Source organism: Stenotrophomonas sp. YJH_SMC_94-11, from assembly GCF_059370435.1.
This window is the reverse complement of sequence record NZ_JCAFTR010000003.1, coordinates 15,823-34,567: the sequence shown is the minus strand read 5'-3', so window position 1 is coordinate 34,567 and position 18,745 is coordinate 15,823. Positions and strand designations below refer to the sequence as shown.

General features: G+C 67.7%; 18 protein-coding genes. 15 read left to right on the top strand and 3 right to left on the bottom strand.

Translation table 11 applies throughout. The features are described from left to right. Positions 1 to 11: 11 nt before the first annotated feature. Complete coding sequence (nfi, locus tag AC5P74_RS06925) at positions 12 to 686, top strand: deoxyribonuclease V (RefSeq protein ID WP_346607780.1); 675 nt, start codon at positions 12 to 14, stop codon at positions 684 to 686. A gap of 39 nt (positions 687 to 725) precedes the next feature. Here the strand turns inward: nfi and AC5P74_RS06920 are convergent, their stop codons facing one another. Together AC5P74_RS06920 and AC5P74_RS06915 are read right to left on the bottom strand one after the other, a co-directional pair. Then, positions 726 to 1,706, bottom strand: a complete 981-nt coding sequence (locus AC5P74_RS06920) for a cation diffusion facilitator family transporter (protein ID WP_070489247.1) — start codon at positions 1,704 to 1,706, stop codon at positions 726 to 728. 106 nt (positions 1,707 to 1,812) lie between these two features. Then, entirely contained in the window at positions 1,813 to 4,062 is a 2,250-nt protein-coding gene (locus AC5P74_RS06915; RefSeq protein ID WP_171958173.1) for a TonB-dependent siderophore receptor, read from the bottom strand. A 286-nt stretch (positions 4,063 to 4,348) separates the two neighbouring features. Between AC5P74_RS06915 and AC5P74_RS06910 the strand changes: the two genes are divergently transcribed. After that, entirely contained in the window at positions 4,349 to 5,764 is a 1,416-nt protein-coding gene (locus AC5P74_RS06910) for a GGDEF domain-containing protein (RefSeq protein ID WP_262232821.1), read from the top strand. A gap of 95 nt (positions 5,765 to 5,859) precedes the next feature. Here the strand turns inward: AC5P74_RS06910 and AC5P74_RS06905 are convergent, their stop codons facing one another. Next, positions 5,860 to 7,077, bottom strand: coding sequence for an MFS transporter (locus tag AC5P74_RS06905; RefSeq protein WP_346607779.1), 1,218 nt, complete (start codon positions 7,075 to 7,077; stop codon positions 5,860 to 5,862). A 78-nt stretch (positions 7,078 to 7,155) separates the two neighbouring features. On the opposite strand from AC5P74_RS06905, the gene AC5P74_RS06900 reads away from it, so the two are divergent. From AC5P74_RS06900 to AC5P74_RS06840, 13 genes are all read left to right on the top strand, one after another. Then, positions 7,156 to 7,605, top strand: a complete 450-nt coding sequence (locus AC5P74_RS06900; RefSeq protein WP_346607778.1) for a winged helix-turn-helix transcriptional regulator — start codon at positions 7,156 to 7,158, stop codon at positions 7,603 to 7,605. Positions 7,606 to 7,678: 73 nt separating this feature from the next. Next, positions 7,679 to 8,806 carry a metallophosphoesterase gene (locus AC5P74_RS06895; RefSeq protein ID WP_346607777.1) on the top strand — a complete coding sequence of 376 codons (1,128 nt, stop codon included), beginning with the start codon at positions 7,679 to 7,681 and terminating at the stop codon, positions 8,804 to 8,806. A gap of 133 nt (positions 8,807 to 8,939) precedes the next feature. Further along, complete coding sequence (locus AC5P74_RS06890; protein ID WP_005415779.1) at positions 8,940 to 9,623, top strand: response regulator; 684 nt, start codon at positions 8,940 to 8,942, stop codon at positions 9,621 to 9,623. Continuing rightward, entirely contained in the window at positions 9,620 to 10,999 is a 1,380-nt protein-coding gene (locus tag AC5P74_RS06885; RefSeq protein ID WP_065186713.1) for a sensor histidine kinase, read from the top strand. The genes AC5P74_RS06890 and AC5P74_RS06885 overlap by 4 nt, the downstream gene beginning before the upstream one ends. Positions 11,000 to 11,079: 80 nt before the next feature. Continuing rightward, positions 11,080 to 11,916, top strand: a complete 837-nt coding sequence (locus AC5P74_RS06880) for an alpha/beta hydrolase (RefSeq protein WP_053498176.1) — start codon at positions 11,080 to 11,082, stop codon at positions 11,914 to 11,916. A 1-nt stretch (position 11,917) separates the two neighbouring features. Further along, positions 11,918 to 12,277, top strand: a complete 360-nt coding sequence (locus tag AC5P74_RS06875) for an EamA family transporter (protein WP_021202495.1) — start codon at positions 11,918 to 11,920, stop codon at positions 12,275 to 12,277. Then, positions 12,274 to 12,672 (top strand): DMT family transporter, encoded by a 399-nt coding sequence (locus tag AC5P74_RS06870; protein ID WP_069139135.1) that lies wholly within the window; start codon positions 12,274 to 12,276, stop codon positions 12,670 to 12,672. Before AC5P74_RS06875 ends, AC5P74_RS06870 begins: the two co-directional genes overlap by 4 nt. Positions 12,673 to 12,682: 10 nt before the next feature. Beyond that, on the top strand, positions 12,683 to 13,885 hold the full coding sequence (locus tag AC5P74_RS06865; protein ID WP_346607776.1) for a DegT/DnrJ/EryC1/StrS family aminotransferase: 1,203 nt from the start codon (positions 12,683 to 12,685) through the stop codon (positions 13,883 to 13,885). Between the two features lie 174 nt (positions 13,886 to 14,059). Beyond that, positions 14,060 to 14,776 (top strand): MtnX-like HAD-IB family phosphatase, encoded by a 717-nt coding sequence (locus AC5P74_RS06860; protein ID WP_346607775.1) that lies wholly within the window; start codon positions 14,060 to 14,062, stop codon positions 14,774 to 14,776. 64 nt (positions 14,777 to 14,840) lie between these two features. After that, a complete protein-coding gene (locus AC5P74_RS06855; RefSeq protein WP_005408663.1) occupies positions 14,841 to 16,241 on the top strand; it encodes an aspartate aminotransferase family protein in 1,401 nt (466 codons plus the stop codon). A 28-nt stretch (positions 16,242 to 16,269) separates the two neighbouring features. After that, positions 16,270 to 17,334 carry a GNAT family N-acetyltransferase gene (locus AC5P74_RS06850; protein ID WP_346607774.1) on the top strand — a complete coding sequence of 355 codons (1,065 nt, stop codon included), beginning with the start codon at positions 16,270 to 16,272 and terminating at the stop codon, positions 17,332 to 17,334. A gap of 3 nt (positions 17,335 to 17,337) precedes the next feature. After that, the gene (locus tag AC5P74_RS06845; protein WP_346607773.1) at positions 17,338 to 18,222 is read left to right on the top strand and encodes a hypothetical protein; all 885 of its coding nucleotides are present in this window, start codon (positions 17,338 to 17,340) and stop codon (positions 18,220 to 18,222) included. A gap of 139 nt (positions 18,223 to 18,361) precedes the next feature. Then, the gene (locus AC5P74_RS06840; protein WP_053498166.1) at positions 18,362 to 18,721 is read left to right on the top strand and encodes a bleomycin resistance protein; all 360 of its coding nucleotides are present in this window, start codon (positions 18,362 to 18,364) and stop codon (positions 18,719 to 18,721) included. The last annotated feature ends 24 nt before the right edge of the window (positions 18,722 to 18,745 follow it).

Genomic DNA, 18,745 nt, shown 5'->3' with positions numbered 1-18,745 from the left:
TGCTGCAGCCAATGAATACGGTGATCGACCCCGGGCGCTGGGAAGGCAGCGTCGCCGCGGCACGCGCGCAGCAGCTCCAGCTGGCAGGCCGCGTGGAGCGCCAGGACCGCCTGCCACGCAAGGTGCGCTGGCTGGCCGGGCTGGATGTCGGCTTCGAGGACAGCGGTGCCATCACCCGCGCTGCGGCGGTATTGCTGGACGCAAAGACGCTGCAGCCCGTGGCGCAGGAGATCGCGCGCATGCCCACGGCGATGCCCTATATCCCCGGCCTGCTCAGCTTCCGCGAGCTGCCGGCGCTGCTGGCCGCGCTGGCGCTGCTGCCACGCGTGCCGGACCTGGTGTTCGTCGATGGCCACGGCATCAGCCATCCGCGCCGGCTGGGCGTGGCCGCGCATCTGGGCGTGGTCACCGACCTGCCGAGCATCGGCGTGGCGAAATCGAAACTGGTGGGAAGGTTCGTCGAACCGGACGCCGAAGCTGGTGCGCATACACCGCTGCTGGATGGCGACGAGCAACTGGGCTGGGTGCTGCGCAGCAAGGTGCGCTGCAAGCCGCTGTTCGTGGCCGGTGGCCATCGGATCAGTGCCGATACCGCGCTGGGCTGGGTGCTGCGCACCCTGCGCGGCTACCGGTTGCCGGAGCCAACCCGGCTGGCGGATCGGCTGGCCTCGCGGCGGGACGAATAGCTGCGCCGGCCATCTCCCGGCGCGCGCGTCAATCGTCGATCAACGATGCACGTGGCCACGATGGCCCTGCGCGTCCTCGCCGTGGTCGTGGCCCTCATGGCCCTTGTGTCCGCCGCCGTTGGCCGGCGCCGGTTCGCCACAGGCTTCGCCGCAGTGGTCCGCCTCGATCTGCAGCGTCACGTGCTCGATACCGAAGTCATCGTGCAGGCGACCGCCCAGCTCGCGGCGCAACGCATCGGCGTCGGTGCCGTCGCGCATCACGATGTGCGCGGTCAGCGCCGGGGTGCTCGAAGCCAGCGCCCACACGTGCAGGTCATGCACATCCAGGACTGCGGCGTGGCCGGACAGGCTGTCGCGCACCCTGGCCACGTCCATGCCCTTGGGCACGCCTTCCAGCAGTACGTTGATCGCCTCACGCATCAGCACGTAGGTACGCGGCAGCACCCACAGGCCGATCAGCACGGCCAGGATCGGGTCGATCGGTTTCCATCCGGTCCACTTGATCAACAATGCGCCCGCAATCACTGCCACCGAGCCGAGCATGTCGGCCCATACTTCCAGGTAGGCGCCCTTCACGTTGAGGCTCTCACCACTGCCCGCCTGCAGCAGGCGCATCGAGATCAGGTTGATGACCAGGCCCGCAGCCGCGATCACCAGCATGCCGGAGGAGGCGATCTCCTGCGGCTGGCGGAAGCGGCCGATCGCCTCCCACAGGATGTAGGCGGCGACCACGAACAGCATGGCACCGTTGATCATCGCGCCCAACGCTTCCAGCCGTGCATAGCCGTAGGTGCGGCGCGCATCCGGCGGGCGCCGGCTCAGCCGTACCGCAACCAGCGCGATCATCAGCGCCAGCGCGTCGGTGGCCATGTGCGCGGCGTCGGACAACAGCGCCAGGCTGTTGGTCCAGAACGCGCCCACCACTTCGACGACGAGGAAGGTGGTGGTCAGGCCGAGTGCCCACCACAAGGGCTTCTCGTGGCGGATCTGGGACGGCAGGTGATCGTGGTCGTGGCCCATGGCAACAGCTCCTTTGCGATGCGGTGCAGGCTACGCGGTGCCGGCGGAGGAGACTATTACGATGTTTATAACATTGCAGGTCACACGAGCCCTTGCCGGCCTGCCGTCAGAAGCCGAAGCGCAGGCTGGCCCAGTAGGCGCGGCCCGGTTCGTTGTAGGTCGCCGCGCCGGCATCGCTGCTGTTGGCCTCGCGGAACAGGCGCTTGTCGGCCAGGTTGTTCACGCCGAAGCCGAAGCTGACCGTCTCGGTCACCTTGTAGCGCGCGCTCACGCCCCAGATGTTGTACGCGCCACGATCCTGCAGCGCGATCGATGCATCGCAGCTGCCGGTGCAGCGGGGGTCGTTGTTGATGTTGGTCGTGGCCGGTTCCTGCTTGCCGTAGAAGGTGCCGGTCAGCAGCATGGACAGCCTGTCGGTGGCCTGCCAGTCCAGCATGGTGTTGATCGTGTACTTCGGGATCACCGACAGCGGCTGGTGCGTGGTCTTGTTCTCGTTTTCCACCATGTAGGTGAAGTTGTTGCTCCACTTCAGGCGGTCGCCCTGCTCGCCCAGCAGCGGAATGACCAGGTTGCCTTCCAGCCCCTGCACGATCGCCTTCGGCGCGTTCTCCCAGCGGAAGATGCGGCCCTTGGTGTCGGCGGTCAGCCCGATCTGGGTGTAGCCGGCCTGGATCTTGTCCTTGTAGTCGTTGTGGAAGTAGGTCAACGACGCCTGCCAGCCGCTCTGCGGTGCCCACTCGATGCCCAGTTCCTTGTTCAGGCTGGTTTCCGCCTTCAGGTCCGCGTTGCCGCGCATGTAGCAACCGGCGCCCAGGCTCGGCAGCGCATTGGGGCAGCCGTTGCCGCGGGTGTAGTAGAGATAGTCCGGATTCGACTGGTACAGGTTCGGCGCCTTGAACGCGCGGGCAATGCCGCCCTTCACCACCCAGTCGCTGCTGATACGGAACTGCGCGTTGAGGCTGGGGCTGGTGTTGTTGCCGAACTGGCTGTGGTGGTCGAAGCGCAGGCCCGGGGTAACGATCCAGCGCTCGCCCAGGTAGATGTTGTCTTCCACGAACACCGCCGTGGTCTGCGCATCGGCCTTGCCGCGCGCACGATCAGCCGACAGCCCCGGGATGCCACCGCCGCTGCTGCTGGACTGGCTCATCGAGTACGGGTCGGTCAGGCGGCTGTCCAGGTATTCAAAGCCCAGCGTCCAGATGTTCTCGGCACCACCCAGCGTGGTCGGGAAGCTGACTTCACCGTCCAGCTGGTAGTTGCGCAGGCGCGAGGTCGACCAGTCGGTGCCGTTGAAGCTGCCTTCCGGGCCACCGGCCAGGCCTTCGTTGATGCGCGAGTTGTTCACCGCTTCCACCGCGGCCGTCACCCGCGAGGTGACATCGCCCCAGCGACCACGATGGCTGATCGCGCCGGTGTTGCGGTACATGCGGTTGGTCTCCGCCTTGCCGTCGGCCAGCGCCGCCAGATCAACGCCGGTTGAAGTGCCGGTGGTGCTGACCGCACGGTCGCCGGCGTAGATGTTGCCCTGGCGGCTGGTACCCGCCTCGAACTCGACCACCTGGTTGGCGGTCACGTCCCAGCGCAGCAGCGCGTTGACGTCGCGGTTCTTGACGCCCTCGCGGCCAGCCGGTGGCACTGCGTTCGGCTGGGTGGCGTACTGACGGTTGAGATCGAGTGAATCGGCGTCGGTCTTGTTGAGGTTGCCGTACAGGCGGAACGACAGCGTGTCGGTCATCGGCCCACTCAGCTGCAGGCCGACGCGCTCGCTGCCACCTTCGGCGCTGTGTTCAGGCACCAGCCCGTACAGGTCGACCGCACCGGCAAGGTCGCCGGTCGGGCGCTTGGTGATGATGTTGACCACGCCGCCGGACGCACCGGAGCCATAGCGCGCCGCCGCCGGGCCGCGCAGCACTTCGATGCGCTCGATCATTTCCGCTGGCACCCAGTTGGTGTCACCGCGGGTATTGCGCTCACCGCTGCGGCCCATGCGCACGGCATCACGCGCACCGATGCGCTTGCCGTCGACCAGGATCAGGGTGTTTTCCGGGCCCATGCCGCGCAGGTCGATCTGGCGGTTGTTGCCGTACTGGCCCGAGGCGCTGTTGCCGGTGAGGTTGACGCCCGGCATGGTCCGCAGCAGTTCGGCGATGTCGTTGGCCGGCGGGCGCCGGGCGATGTCCTCGGCGGTGATGGTCGAGGTACCCAACGCCTGGCGGGCAATCTGCGAGGCGGTGACATGCACCGTGTCGATATCGGTGGCGTCGGTTTCAGCCTGGGCGGTCAGGGCGCTGCCCGCCAGCAGGGCGGCAACGGCAAGCGCCAGCGGGCGCGGCGAAAGGACAACGGCAGGAGACATGATCTGGACCTTCTGGCAGGGCAACGGGGCCTCTGGCAAAGGGCTTGAGGCAACGACGAGGGGGAGGCGGAGCGTCGCTGCAGTCGCCTGCGGCCCGATCCGTGCGCGCATTCTCCCATCAATGCGAGTGATTCTCAAATGCGTTCACTCATTGCCGCAGTGGCGCCGATGTGCTTTGCGCACCGTGCAACCCTGCATCGCGCTTAAACTGGCCGGCTTACCCGCCATCAACCGCACGCCACCACGGCCGATACCCGTGGTTTGGCGTGCGCAGTCAGAGATCGACGTGGAACCACCTCAACTGGACGATGCCAGCCAGCCGCTGGCCGAGGCCTGGCAGCACTGCCTGCAGCAGGCCGGGCCGGCCGCCACCGCGCTGCTGCGCGATGCCGCCGCCGATGCCCCGCCGGCGCTGGCCCAACGCTTCTACGAAGTACTGCTGCAGGACGCGCGTGCACGCCGCTTCCTGTCCCATGACCAGGTCAAGCAGCGCCTGCAGCCGGCCATGCAGCGCTGGCTGGTGCAGCTGCTGACCACCGATGCCGACGGTATTGCCGGCACCGTAGCCTCGCAGCGGGTGATCGGCGATGTGCATGCCCGGGTCGGCATTCCGGTCGATCTGGTCACCCGCGGCGCGCGCGTGCTCAAGCACGAACTGTTCGTGCGCCTGCGCGACGACGCGCCCGACAGCGCCACCGCGTTCGCCGCCATCGACTGCCTCAGCGCGATCATGGACATCGCCATGGAAGGCATGACCTTGGCCTACACCCATGCACGTGAGCGCTCCACCCGTGCCGATGCTGCCTACCGGCTGTTCTCGCTGGTGCAGAATGTCGGTACCGAACGCGAGCGCCAGCGTGCACTGCTGCTGGACTGGGAGAACGCCCTGCTCTACGCACTCGCCGGCCACGTGCAGGCCGGCGAAAGCGCCAGCCTGGCGACCTCGGAATTCGGCCTGTGGTTCACCCACAAGGGCATCCCCAGCTTCGGCGAGAGCAGCGAAACCCAGCAGGTCGGCCAGCTGATGGCCCGCATCGACGGCAACCTGCAGCGGGCAAACCATGACACCCCGGCGCAACGACTGGCGGTGCTGCCGGCCATTCGCGAGGACCTGGCCGCCATCCGTACCCTGATGACGCTGTTGTTCGAGCGCATCGGTGAACTGGATGCCGGCAGCGATGCCCTGACCAACCTGCTCAACCGCCGCTTCCTGCCTACCGTGCTGCGCAGGGAGATCGAGCTGGCCACGCGCAATCGCACGCCGTTCTCGCTGCTGCTGCTCGACCTGGATCACTTCAAGGCGATCAACGACGGCCACGGCCACGATGCCGGCGACCGCGCGTTGCAGCACGTCGCCGGCCTGCTCGGCCAGCTGACCCGCGGCAGCGACTACCTGTTCCGCTACGGCGGCGAGGAGTTCGTGGTGGTGCTGGTTGCCGCCAGTGAGTCACAGGCCTCGGTGATCGCCGAGAGCCTGCGCCGGCAGATCGCGCAGTCGCCAGTGGCACTGGCCAACGGCCAGGTTCTGTCGCTGACTGCCAGCATCGGCGTGGCCGGCCATGATGGCCACCCGGACTACGAACGGTTGATGGCACGTGCCGACGCGGCGATGTACGAGGCCAAGCGCAGCGGCCGCAACCGCGTGGTGGTGGCCAGCGGGGACCTGCAGGAAGCCCCGGGCCGGCGTGCGTTGCAGCGATGACGACAGGACAGGTAGAGTCGACCGCTGGTCGACTATCGCGCGCAGCGCGGAATTTTTCGCACGCGGGGCGAAGAGCAGTCGACTGACAGTCGACTCTACCGACAGTCGACTTTACCGGTCCGCGCGCCAGCCGATGCATTGAACGCCACCACTCCCCACCCCGCCCACCACAGCAGCGCCAGCAACGCGATGCCTGCACCCAGCAGGCACACGGCAGGCCAGCCGTGCCGGGCCTGCATCCAGGGCCCGGCAGCCGCACCGGCACCACTACCCACCGCATAGAACAGCATGTACAACGCCACCAGGCGCCCATGCTGTTCCGCCGGTGCACGCAGCAACAATGCCTGGTTCGAAACATGTAGTGCCTGGCCGCCGAGGTCGAGCACGATCACGCCCAGCAGCAGCAACGACAGCGACTGCGGCAGGCCCAGCAGCGGCCACCACGCGACCAGCATCAACAGCAGCGCGCCAAGACTGACCCGATCGGCAAAACCGCGGTCCATCCAGTGCCCGACCCGCGACGCCATCAATGCACCTGCCACCCCGGCCAGGCCGAGCGCACCGATGGCCGCAGTGGACCACTGCAGCGGCGGGGCCGACAGCGGCAAGGGAGCCGCCGCCCAGAACACGTTGAGTCCGGCAAACAGCAGCAATGCCAGCGGACCACGCTCGCGCAGCGTTCGATCCCGGCGCAGCATGCCCAGCATCGAGCCCAGCAGGTCGCGCCACTGCGGCGGGACCGACGGCACCGGTACTGCGGGCAAGCGCTGCCACAGCAGCGCCGCCAATGCCGCCATCACCACCGCGGACAGCAGGTAGACCATCTGCCAGCCAAAGGCCGCCGCCACCGTACCCGACACCACGCGCGCCAGCAGCAGGCCGATGAACACTCCGCCCTGCACCACGCCAACCATGCGACCGCGCTGCTCAGGCGGTGCCAGCGTGGCGGTGTAGGCGATCAGGCCCTGGGTCAGCGCCGTGCCCAGCAATCCGGCCAGCAGCATGCCAGACAACAGCCAGCTCGCCGTGCGCGACGCCGCCAGCCACAACAGGGCCAGCACCAGTGCGATCAGCTGCAGCCGCAGCAGGCGTCGCCGGTCACCGCGGTCCGCCAGCGGCAGCAGGCCAAGCAACGCCAGCACGCTGCCGGCCTGGGTGGCAGCCAGCACCGCGCCGGCCACGGCCCGGTCCAGTACAAAGGCGCGTGCAAGCTGATCCAGCAGCGGTTGCGCGTAGTAGACATTGGCAACGCTGGCGCCGGCGGCAACCGCAAGCAGGACCAGCAGCGGGCGGGGAAGAGATGCGGCACTCATCTTGTAGTTGCAATTTGAAACTAGATGCAGGCTAGCTACTTTGGTTTTAAACTGCAACCACATAGGACGGAGATCGCCATGCACGCAGACAGCCCCTGCCCCGTTGCCCGCAGCGCCGACCTGCTCGGTGATCGCTGGGCACTGCTGGTGATCCGCGATGCCTTCGACGGCGTCCGCCGCTTCGGCGACTTCCAGCGCAGCCTTGGCGCCGCCCGCAACATCCTCAGTGATCGCCTGCGCCGGCTGGTCGAGGCCGGCATCCTGCAACTGCAACCGGCCTCCGACGGCTCGGCCTATCAGGAATACGTGCTCACCGGCGCGGGCCAGGCGCTGTTTCCGGTGCTGGTCGCGCTGCGCCAATGGGGTGAGCGCCATCGCTTCGACGCGGGCGAGGCCCATTCGCAGCTGATCGAGTCCAGCACGCGGCGCCCGCTGCCGTACATGCAGCCGCGCGGTCGCGACGGTCAGCCGCTGCAGGCCGCCGCCACCCGTGTGCGCAAGCTCCGGGACGACGGGCACAGCGCCTGACCTGCCCATTCGCGCACACCGCGACCCGGTCGCGCCGGTTAGCATCGGATGTTTCCGCCGCCGGACACCGACGATGTCGCGCTATCGCCCTTCCCTGATGACCGCCCTGCTGCTGCCGTTGCTGGCCTGCAGCGCCGGAACCACGCAGGCGCGCGAGGTGGCCGCGCCCGCCGCCCACGTGCCGGCCGATGGCCCCTATGTGTTCCGCCAGGGCAACCAGCTGCAGGCCAGATGGATCTGCGACGACAAGGTCGAGTCGCACACGCTTGCCGCGCAGGCCTCAGGCACCGATATCGCACCGCGCTGCGGCTACGAACACACCGTGCATGTGGCTGCGCCGAATGCAGCCTCGGTCTCGGTGCTGCCGGCCACACCGCGCATCGTCGCGCTGTCCGACATCCACGGCCAGTATGGGCTGCTGGTGCGCCTGCTGCGTGCCCATCACGTGATCGACGCGCAGGATCGCTGGGCGCTGGGCAAGGACACGCTGGTCATCGCCGGCGACGTGTTCGACCGCGGCCCGCAGGTGACCGAGGCGTTCTGGCTGCTCTACGGCCTGCAGCAGCAGGCGGCCGCCGCCGGTGGCGCCGTGCACTTCGTGCTCGGCAACCACGAAACCATGGTGCTGTATGACGACCTGCGCTACGTCAGCCCGAAGTACCTGCGCAGCGCCCAGCTGCTGGGCCGCAGCTACCCGCAGCTGTATGGCGCCGACTCGGTGATCGGGCAGTGGCTGCGCACCCGACCGGTGCTGCTGAAGATCGGCGATACCCTGTTCCTGCACGGCGGCATCTCGCCCGAGGCGGTGCAGCTGGCGCTGGACCCGGCACGCACCAACGCGGCCTATCAGGCCTCGCTGGGCCTGCCCAGGGCCGAAGTGAAGGCCGACCCGGCCACCGCACCGCTGTATGACGGCAAGACCAGCCCGATCTGGTACCGCGGCTATTTCGATGGCCGCCTCGACACCGCGGGTGTGCAGGCCGTGCTCGACCGCCTGCAGCTCAAGCGCATCGTGGTCGGCCATACCTCGATGCCACACGTCAGCAGCTTCCACGGCGACCGCGTGATCGCCATCGACAGCAGCATCAAGAACGGCGAGAACGGCGAACTGCTGTTCATCGAGGAGGGCAAGCTCAGCCGTGGCCTGCTGGATGGCTCCCGGTTGCCGCTGGCGCGGGGTGAGCCGGGGCTGCAGGACTGAATGGAGGGACAGCGTGACGGCGCCGGGAGGTGCCGGCGCGCTCCACCTTCACCCGGTTTGCGGCTACCCTTCGGCAGCCGAGAGGCCCACCCCGCCCAGCCGGTGGGCCTGACCGTTACAGGAGCCCCCGCGCATGCGCGTTCTGATTGCTGAAGACGACCCGGACATCGCCTCCGGCCTGTGCGCCTCGCTGCGCCGGCAGGGGCACGTGGTCGACCACGTCGACAACGGTGCGCACGCCGATGCAGCACTGGGCTCGACCCAGTACGCGCTGCTGGTGCTGGACCTGGGGCTGCCGCAACTGGATGGCCGCGACGTGCTGCAACGACTGCGCCAGCGTGGCGATGGCCTGGCGGTGCTGGTGGTGACCGCGCGTGACGGCCTGGCCGAGCGGGTGCGCGTGCTCGACCTCGGTGCCGACGACTACCTGGTCAAGCCGTTCGCACTGGACGAATTCGAAGCCCGCGTGCGTGCACAGCTGCGGCGGGTCACCAGCAACGGCAATCCGGACCTGCGCATCGGCCGCTTGCGCCTGGACCTGGCCGGGCACCGCGTATGGATCGACGACCAATCACTTGAACTGACCGCACGCGAGTTCGGCCTGCTGTCGGCGCTGGCGGTGCGTGCAGAGCGCATCGTGTCACGCGCGCAGCTGGTGGAAGCGCTGTGCGACTGGGGCCAGGACCTGACCGACAACGGCCTGGACATCGCCCTGCACCGCCTGCGCCGCAAGCTGCAGCCGGGCGGCATGGGCATCCGCACCGTGCGCGGGCTGGGCTACATGCTGGAAGACGCGCAGGACGGCAGCGCCCCGTGATCAGCGGCCCCCCCAGCCTGCGACGGCGCCTGCTCGCCTTCCTGGCGTTGCCGATGCTTGGCCTGCTCACCTTCAATACGATCCTGGCCTATTACGTTGCGCTGGACTATTCCAACCGCATCCACGACCGCAACCTGATCGACGACACGCACTCGTTCGCACAGATGCTGAGCACCATGCCGGTGACCAGCGACCTGTCTCCGCAGGCGCGCTTCCTGATCGAGTACGAGCCCGACGGCCATCGCTATTTCAACGTGGACAGCAGCCGCCAGGGGACACTCAGCGGCAATGCGGATTTCAGTGCCTACGCGCCTTCGCAGGAATGCACCGGCGTGGACCCCACCCTGTACGATGGCATTCTCAACGGCCAGCCGGTGCGCATGGCCACCGTCTGCACGCGGGCGATGAACGATCCGCAGGACCAGCTGGCGGTGACGGTGGCCGAAAGCATGGCCGAACGACGCCAGCGCGCGCGCGAAATCCTGATGATCATCATCCCGCTGATGACCATGCTGGCGCTGGGCACCGCCGCGCTGGTCTGGTTCGGCGTGACCCATGGCCTGCGCATCCTGACCCCGCTGAGGACCCGCCTGGCGCAGCGCCGCGGCGAACTGGCACCGATCTCCGATGCCGACGTGCCCGAAGAGATCCAGCCGCTGATCAGCACCATCGACGATCTGTTCGCGCGCCAGGCGGAAATGATCACCCTGCAGAACCGTTTCATCGCCGACGCCGCGCACCAGCTGCGCTCGCCGTTGGCCGGCATGGCCCTGCACGTGGACCAGGCACTGGCGCATGGCGACCCGGACACGGTGCGCGAGGCACTGCAGCACATCCGCCGGCTCAACCAGCGCACCGCGCGGGTCAGCACCCAGCTGCTGGCGCTGAGCCGGGCCCAGACCGTGCCGGAGACGGTGGAGGCACTGGACCTGTGCGAACGGGTGCCGCAGTGGGTCGGTACACGCGTGCCTGAAGCGATCCGCGACGGCATCGATCTGGGTTACCGCGGCAGCCCCCAGCCGCTGCGCGTGCTCGGCAACGGTGCCCAGCTGCAGGAAGCACTGGACAACCTGATCGACAATGCGCTGCGCTATGCCGGCCGCGATGCGACCGTTACCGTCGGCGTGCACGCGCTGGATGACAATGACGTCGAACTGTACGTGGAGGACAACGGGCCCGGCGTACCCGAGGACGTGATGCCGCGGCTGGGTGAGCGCTTCTTCCGCGCCCCCGGCACCACCGCCAGCGGCACCGGCCTGGGCCTGGCCATCGCCCACGAGGCGGTGGAGCACTTCGGCGGGCGCCTGACCTTCCTCAACCGCCCCGGCGGCGGACTCAAGGTCGCCATCACACTGCCGCTGCTGAAGGCCCCCTGACCCGGACCGGGGCGCTGAAAGGCTGGCGAAAATCGCGGTTGCGATCCTGACCCTCCCCACTGCCGTCCCGGAGCCGCCAGGTGACCGACTCGCACGACTTCTTCCTCCCCGGTGGCCCGCAGGGCGTGCTGCTGGTTCACGGCCTGACCGGTACCCCGGCGGAAATGCGCATGCTGGGCAAAGGGCTGAACAACGCCGGCTTCACCGTACACGGCGTGCAGCTGCCCGGCCATTGTGGCACCGTGGATGACCTGCTGGCGACCACCTGGGAACAGTGGTACCAGGGCGTGGAAGATGCGGCGGCAAGCCTGCGCGGCAAGGTCGACCAGCTGTTCGTCGGTGGCCTGTCGATGGGCGCGGTGCTGTCGCTGGCACTTGCTGCTCGACGACCGGACTGGGTGTCCGGCGTCGGCGTGTATGGCGCCACGTTCCGCTACGACGGCTGGAACATACCCGCTGTCGCCCGCCTCTCGTTCCTGCTGCCGTGGTTCAAGCGCTTCAACATCGGCCGCGACCGCATGTTCATGGAAGAACCGCCGTACGGCCTGCGCGACGAGCGCCTGCGTGCGCAGGTCAGCGCCGCCATGCTGTCCGGCGACAGCGCGGCGGCCGGCCTTCCGGGCAATCCCTGGCACGCGCTGGCCGAGATGCGGGCGCTGAGCAACTGGACCCGCCGCCACCTGCACCAGGTCACCGCCCCGTGCCTGGTGATGCACGCCCGCGAAGACGACGTGGCCAGCATGGGCAATGCCGAACTGGTGATGTCGCGGGTCAGTGGCCCGAAGGAACTGGTGGTACTGGAGGACAGCTACCACATGATCACGATCGACCGCGAACGCCGCGAGGTGATCCGCCGCAGCGCGCGCTTCTTCACCGGGATCGGTGAACACAGCGGCGCGCTCAAGGCGGTGGCCTGAGATGGGGGCACTTGCCACGCTGCTGTGGCTGGCCAATGTCGTGCTCGATACCGGTGGCCAGCTCGCCTTCAAGGCCGCCGCCAGCGACCCGCAGGAGGGCGAGGGACTGCAGCGCTGGAAGCACATGCTCAGCCGCCCCTGGCTGTGGATCGGCATCGCCTGTTACGTGCTTGAGTTCGTCGCCTGGATCGCCTTCCTGTCACTGGTTCCGCTGTCCAAGGGTGTGCTGCTGGGCTCGATCAACATCGTGGCGCTGATGATCGCCGGCCGCATCCTGTTCCGCGAGAAGCTCACGCCATTGCGGGTGACCGGGATGCTGCTGGTCACAGCCGGCGTGGCGGTGGTGGGGGCCGGCTCATGAGGCGCCTGTATGTGATCGGTTTTCCGCTGCTGATGGCCTTCGACACCCTGGCCCAGCTGTGCTTCAAGTACGCCGGTGAGGCGGCCCTGCCGGTCGAGGCCAACACCGCCTGGCTGCTGCGCGTGCTGTCGCAACCATGGGTGTACGGCGCCATCCTGGGCTACGTGGGTGCGTTCTTCACCTGGATGAGCCTGCTGCGGCATGCGCCGATCGGCCCCGCATTCGCTGCCTCGCACCTGGAAGTGATCAGCGTGCTGCTGCTGTCGGCGTGGCTGTTGAACGAGCCACTGACCCTGCACCACCTGGTAGGTGCGGTCCTGATCGTGGCCGGCATCGTCTGCCTCGGTCGCGCGGAAGCGGACGACCCGCACAGCCCCGCCGAAAGCACCTCGTGAGCGGGCTGCGATGAGCCTGTTCGCGCGCGAACTGCCACCGACCGCCGGCCTGCCGATGCAGGCCAGCGACTTCCTTCCCGGTGGTGGTGACCTGCGCGGGATCCTGGCCAACCAGCTGGGCACGCCGCCGCTGCAGCTGACCTGTTCCGGCACGCACGCACTGCTGATCGCCCTGCGCACCTTGCGCAAGCGCGCGCCCAGGCGCGACACGGTGATCATGCCGGCCTACACCTGCCCGCTGGTGCCGATCGCGGTGCACAGCCTCGGCCTGCGCGTGCAGCTGTGCGATACCCGGCGCGGCCACTTCGACTTCGATCCCGGCCAGCTCGAACGGTTGGCCGATGCGCGTACGTTGGCCATCCTGCCAACCCACCTCGGCGGTCGCATCGCCGATGTCGAACGGGCCTGCGACATCGCCCACAGCGCCGGCGCCTGGGTCATCGAAGATGCCGCACAGGCGCTGGGCGCACGGGTGGGCAACAGCAGTGTCGGCCTGCGTGGCGACATCGGATTCTTCAGCCTGGCCGCCGGCAAGGGGCTGAGCCTGCACGAAGGCGGCCTGCTGGTCAGCCGCGATGACGAACTGCGCGCCGAACTGGCCGAGCATGCCGCCGAACAGGTGCGCTTCAACCTGCGCTGGGAACTGCTTCGCAGTGTGCAGCTGCTTGGCCTTGCCGCCTGCTATCGCCCCTCGCTGCTGTCGCTGGTGTACGGCAATCCGCTGCGCAGCGCACTGCAGCGTGGCGATCTGGAAGACGCGGTCGGTGACATTTTCCCGCTGGACATACCGCAGCACCGGGTCAGTCGATGGCGACAGAACATCGGTGCCCATGCCGCGCGGCGATTGCCGGCGTTCCTGCAGGCCGGGCGCCTGCGCGCACTGCAGTTGCGCGTGCAGCTGGCACAACTGCCAGCGGTGGAGGTGGTCGATGGCCTGGCCGGCACCGGCGGCACCTGGCCGATGCTGATGCTGCTGCTGCCCAGCCAGCGCGCGCGCGATGCCGCGCTGGACGACCTGTGGCCGCGCGGCCTCGGTGCCAGCCGCATGTTCATCCATGCCCTGCCCGACTACGCCTACCTGCGTGGCATCGTGCCGCAGGAGGACGTGCCCAATGCACGTGACTTCGCCGCACGCATGCTCACCCTTGGCAACAGCGCCTGGCAGACCCGTGAGGAAACGGGCGAAATACTGCAGGTCCTGGCCCGCGCCTGACCCGCACGTGCATGCGTGGCCTGCGCTCCGCGCATTCATCCATGTACTTTCCTGAACGCTTTCCCAGCCCGTCAAAAGCGCCTTTCAACAGGAAAGGAACGAGAAAGGCGGCCTGCCTACATTGAGCCTGCCCCGGCAATGTGCCGGACGCCTTTCTCATCGACGGACCTGCCCATGCACTGGAGCATCCTGTGTGACTTCGACGGCACCATCAGCCTCGAAGATGTCATCGACTCGCTGCTGGAAAAGTACGGCCAGCCGGGCTGGCAGGAACTGGAAGACCAGTGGAAGGCGGGAGAGATCGGCTCGCGTGAATGCATGCAGGGCCAGGTGCGGCTGCTGGAACTGGATCCGGCCACGCTTGATGCCCATCTGGACCAGGTGCAGATCGATCCAGGTTTCGTCGCCTTCGTCGCTCGCACCGAGCAGCTGGGCCTGCCACTGCGCATCGTCAGCGACGGCCTGGACTATGCGATCCATCGCATCCTCGCCAACCACGGCCTGGCGCAGCTGCCGGTGGTGGCCAACCACCTGCGCTGGTGCGATGACCACTGGGAACTGGAATCGCCCTACCAGGCCGAAGGCTGCCGCAGTGGCACCTGCAAATGCGCCTGCGCCGCGCAGGCGCGCGCCAACGAAGCACCGCGCGTGCTGATGATCGGCGACGGCAGCTCGGATTTCTGCGTGTCCGAAGACGCCGACTTCGTGTTCGCCAAGCGCCGCCTGATTACCCATTGCACGAATGCCGGCATCGAGCATGCCGCCATCGACACCTTCCACGATGCAATCGCACTGCTGCCGCGCTTGCTCGATGGCAGCCTGCTGCAGCCACGTCGCCTCGACGCCAGCCCGCAGCCCGCCGCACTGCCCCTGCTGCTTGCCACCGCCTGAGCACTCCCTTCCAGGCGCGCTCCCCTGTTACCCCTTTCGAACGTCCTTCACGGAACCGAACTGCATGAATATTTTTGACAAGAACGCCGATGCCGCTGCCTCCGATGCGCAGCTGCTGGCCGACGAAGCCCGCTACAGCTCCTTCGGCGACACCGTCCACTACGTCGATCCGCCGAAGATCTTCCAGCGCGGCGAAGGCAGCTACATGTTCGACGGCGCGGGCGTGCCCTACCTCGACCTGCAGATGTGGTACTCGGCGTGCAACTTCGGCTACAGCAACAAGCGCCTGAACGATGCACTGAAGGACCAGATCGACACCCTGCCGCAGGTCGCCAGCCAGTACCTGCACCCGACCCGCGTGCAGCTGGCCAAGACCATTGCCGTGGACATGCACGAGAAGTTCGGCCTCGACGGCCGCGTGCACTTCAACGTTGGCGGTGCGCAGGCCATTGAAGACTCGCTGAAGATCGTGCGCAACGCGCGCGGCGGCAAGAGCCTGATGTTCGCCTTCGAAGGCGGCTACCACGGCCGCACCCTGGGTGCGTCGTCGATCACCTCCAGCTACCGCTACCGCCGCCGCTACGGCCACTTCGGCGAGCGCGCGATGTTCATCCCGTTCCCGTACCCCTTCCGTCGCCCGAAGGGCATGACTCCGGACGAGTACTCCGACCACTGCGTGTGGCAGTTCGAGCGCCTGTTCGAAAGCGAGTACAACGGCGTGTGGGATCCCAAGGTCGGCCAGGCCGAGTACGCCGCGTTCTACGTCGAGCCGATCCAGGGCACCGGTGGCTACGTCATCCCGCCGCGCAACTTCTTCACCGGCCTCAAGCGCGTGCTGGACAAGTACGGCATCCTGATGGTCGTCGATGAAATCCAGATGGGCTTCTGGCGCACCGGCAAGCTGTGGTCGATCGAGCACTTCGGCGTGACCCCGGACGTGCTGGTGTTCGGCAAGGCGCTGACCAACGGCCTGAACCCGCTGTCGGGCCTGTGGGCGCGCGAAGAGCTGATCAACCCGACCGTGTTCCCGCCGGGCTCCACCCACTCCACCTTCAATTCCAACCCACTGGGCACCCGCTTGGGCCTGGAAGTGCTGAAGCTGGGCAAGGAAATGGATTACGAGCGCACCGTGCCGGAAAAGGGCGCGTACTTCCTCGACGGCCTGCGCGGCCTGCAGAAGCGCCACCCGGAAATCGGCGACGTCGACGGCCTGGGCCTGGCGCTGCGTGCGGAAATCTGCCAGGCCGACGGCTACACCCCGAACAAGGAGCTGCTGGACCGCATGGTCGACATCGGCCTGGCCGGTGACCTGCTGCACGACGGCAAGCGCATGGGCCTCGTGCTCGACGTGGGTGGCTGGTACAAGAACGTGATCACCTTCGCGCCGTCGCTGGACATCAGCTACGAAGAAATCGACCTGGCGATCACCCTGCTCGACCAGGCGCTGACCAAGGCCAAGGGCTGAGGTCGATGCGCTGCCGGTTCCCGTGCCGATGGAGATGACGTCACGCGCATCCAGCACCGCGCTGGAACCGACCGCGCTGCTGGAGGGCTTCCTGGCCCACCCCCCGCTCGGATTCGAGGCAGGCCGCCTTCCCAGCGGCCTGCCGACCTTCCGTGCGCCGCTGGACCTGACCACCACGATGGATGACGAACTGCGCGGCAGGCTGCTCGGCCTGCCGCTGTCGCGCCTGTGGCGGCCGTGGATCACCTGGAAGACGCGCTTCGTCGGTGCCACCAGCACCGAGTACACCCCGCTGCCGGCACACGTTGCCCCGGAGGCGCTGGCCGAGGACGTGACGCGTCACGCGATCGGCGATACCCGGCTGCTGGTGGTGAAGGACCTGGCAGTCGATTCACCGCTGCTGGACGACGCGGCCAACGCACACAGCGGCGCCTTCCTGCAGGCGCTGCTGGCACGCGGCTTCGTCGAACTGGAAGGCATGCCGCTGGCCTGGGTGGCGATCGATTTCGATTCGCTCGACGCCTATCTCGGCCGCCTGTCATCCTCGCGCCGCAAGAACATCCGTCGCAAGTTGCGTTCGCGCGATGACCTGCAGATCGACTGCATCGCCACCGGCAACCCGGCCCTGGCCGACCCGCAACTGCAGGCCGAACTGTACGCGCTGTACCTGGGCGTATACGCGCAGAGCGCGGTGCATTTCGACCAGCTCGACCTGCCCTATTTCCAGTACCTGCTGGCCGACAGCCAGGGCCAGGGACGGATGTTCCTGTACCGCCACCAGGGCCGGTTGATCGGCTGGAACCTGTGCTACGTGCATGCCGGCAAGCTGGTGGACAAGTACATCGGCCTGGCCTATCCGCAGTCGCGCGAGCACAACCTGTACGCGGTCAGCTGGATGCACAACCTCGAGTACGCGCTGCAGCACGGCCTGAGCCACTACGTGGCCGGCTGGACCGACTCGCGCATCAAGGCCGAACTGGGTGCGCGCTTCACCTCCACCCGGCACGCGATCCACGCACGCTCCCCGCTGCTGCGCGCCGCCCTGCGCAAGCTGGCCCCGCACCTGCAGGGCGAACCTGATGGAGGCGGTTGAACGATGCCGTTGCGTTCCCCGCTGATCCTGGACCTGGACGGTGGCGTGCTGCCGCTGCCACAGGCGCAGACCCTGGCCCTGCCGCAGTGGCATGACCCGCTGCGCTTTGCCTGCAGCAATGCCACCCTGGACCGTTTCGCCGCTGACGTGCTGGCACCACTGCCGGCCCAGCTCGGAACCGTCATGCTCGGCAGTGGCGACTTCCACCACCTCAGCCTGCCACTGCTGCGCCGCATGCGCGGGCAGGCCCCGTTCCAGATGGTGGTGCTGGACAACCATCCGGACAACATGCGGTTCCCGCTCGGCATGCACTGCGGCTCGTGGGTGAACGCCGCCAGCAAGCTGCCGCAGATCTCGCACATCCATGTGCTCGGCATCACTTCCAGCGATATCGGCCTCGGTCATGCCTGGGAGAACCACTGGCGACCGCTGATGGGTGGACGCCTGACGTACTGGTGCATGGACGTGGACGTCGGCTGGGGCCACCGCCTCGGCATGGGCCGTGCGTTCCGACGCTTCGAGCACCCGGAGGCACTGGTCGCCGCGTTCGCCGCCGAGCAGGCCGCATCCCCACAGCCCACCTACCTGTCGATCGACAAGGATGTATTCGCCGAGGACGTTGCGCGCAGCAACTGGGACCAGGGCCGCTTCCAGCTGGAACACGCACTGGTGGTGATCGAAGCACTGCGCGCCGGTGGCCTGGTCGGCAGTGACATCACCGGCGAAGTTTCGCTGGCCAACTACCAGAGCCGCTTCAAGCGCTGGCTGTCGTCGCTGGATGGCCAGCCCGACGTCAGCGCCGAGGACCTGCCGGCCTGGCAGGCCCGGCACCAGCAGGTGAACCGCGAACTGCTGACGGCGATAGCCGCCCTACCGACGGCCTGCTGACCGCGTCGGTCGTGCCGGCGCTGGCCGGCATGGCTTCGGTAGTGCCGGCCGCTGGCCGGCAACCTCATTGTTCCCGGGCTCACGGGAATGCCGGCCAGCGGCCGGCACTACACTGGGTTCCCACCCCGGAGCCCTCGCCATGCCCCAGACCGTCATCCCGCAACTGCGCATGCGCCATGCCGATACCACCCTGCCGTTCTACGTGCAGGGGCTGGGTTTCGTGGTCGACTGGGAACACCGCTTCGAAGCCGGTTTGCCGTTGTTCGCCCAGCTCACCCGCGATGGCCAGACGATCTTCCTCACCGAGCACAGCGGTGACTGCGAGGTCGGCGGCGCGGTGTACTTCATCGTCGACGACGTCGACAGCCTATACCGCGCCTTCAGCGCCGCCAACGTGCCGATCGAGCAGCCACCGCATGACACCGATTGGGGCAGCCGCGAGATGCTGCTGCGCGACCCCGACGGCAACCGCCTGCGCTTTGCCACCCACCTGGACTGAACAACGCGGGCTTGAGGCGGATAT

Excerpts from the sequence above, each read along its gene's own strand:
- nfi (WP_346607780.1), top strand. The coding sequence starts at position 12 with ATGAATACGGTGATCGACCCCGGGCGCTGGGAAGGCAGCGTCGCCGCG.
- AC5P74_RS06920 (WP_070489247.1), bottom strand. The coding sequence starts at position 1,706 with ATGGGCCACGACCACGATCACCTGCCGTCCCAGATCCGCCACGAGAAG.
- AC5P74_RS06915 (WP_171958173.1), bottom strand. The coding sequence starts at position 4,062 with ATGTCTCCTGCCGTTGTCCTTTCGCCGCGCCCGCTGGCGCTTGCCGTT.
- AC5P74_RS06905 (WP_346607779.1), bottom strand. The coding sequence starts at position 7,077 with ATGAGTGCCGCATCTCTTCCCCGCCCGCTGCTGGTCCTGCTTGCGGTT.
- AC5P74_RS06900 (WP_346607778.1), top strand. The coding sequence starts at position 7,156 with ATGCACGCAGACAGCCCCTGCCCCGTTGCCCGCAGCGCCGACCTGCTC.
- AC5P74_RS06895 (WP_346607777.1), top strand. The coding sequence starts at position 7,679 with ATGTCGCGCTATCGCCCTTCCCTGATGACCGCCCTGCTGCTGCCGTTG.
- AC5P74_RS06890 (WP_005415779.1), top strand. The coding sequence starts at position 8,940 with ATGCGCGTTCTGATTGCTGAAGACGACCCGGACATCGCCTCCGGCCTG.
- AC5P74_RS06875 (WP_021202495.1), top strand. The coding sequence starts at position 11,918 with ATGGGGGCACTTGCCACGCTGCTGTGGCTGGCCAATGTCGTGCTCGAT.
- AC5P74_RS06870 (WP_069139135.1), top strand. The coding sequence starts at position 12,274 with ATGAGGCGCCTGTATGTGATCGGTTTTCCGCTGCTGATGGCCTTCGAC.
- AC5P74_RS06865 (WP_346607776.1), top strand. The coding sequence starts at position 12,683 with ATGAGCCTGTTCGCGCGCGAACTGCCACCGACCGCCGGCCTGCCGATG.
- AC5P74_RS06860 (WP_346607775.1), top strand. The coding sequence starts at position 14,060 with ATGCACTGGAGCATCCTGTGTGACTTCGACGGCACCATCAGCCTCGAA.
- AC5P74_RS06855 (WP_005408663.1), top strand. The coding sequence starts at position 14,841 with ATGAATATTTTTGACAAGAACGCCGATGCCGCTGCCTCCGATGCGCAG.
- AC5P74_RS06850 (WP_346607774.1), top strand. The coding sequence starts at position 16,270 with ATGGAGATGACGTCACGCGCATCCAGCACCGCGCTGGAACCGACCGCG.
- AC5P74_RS06845 (WP_346607773.1), top strand. The coding sequence starts at position 17,338 with ATGCCGTTGCGTTCCCCGCTGATCCTGGACCTGGACGGTGGCGTGCTG.
- AC5P74_RS06840 (WP_053498166.1), top strand. The coding sequence starts at position 18,362 with ATGCCCCAGACCGTCATCCCGCAACTGCGCATGCGCCATGCCGATACC.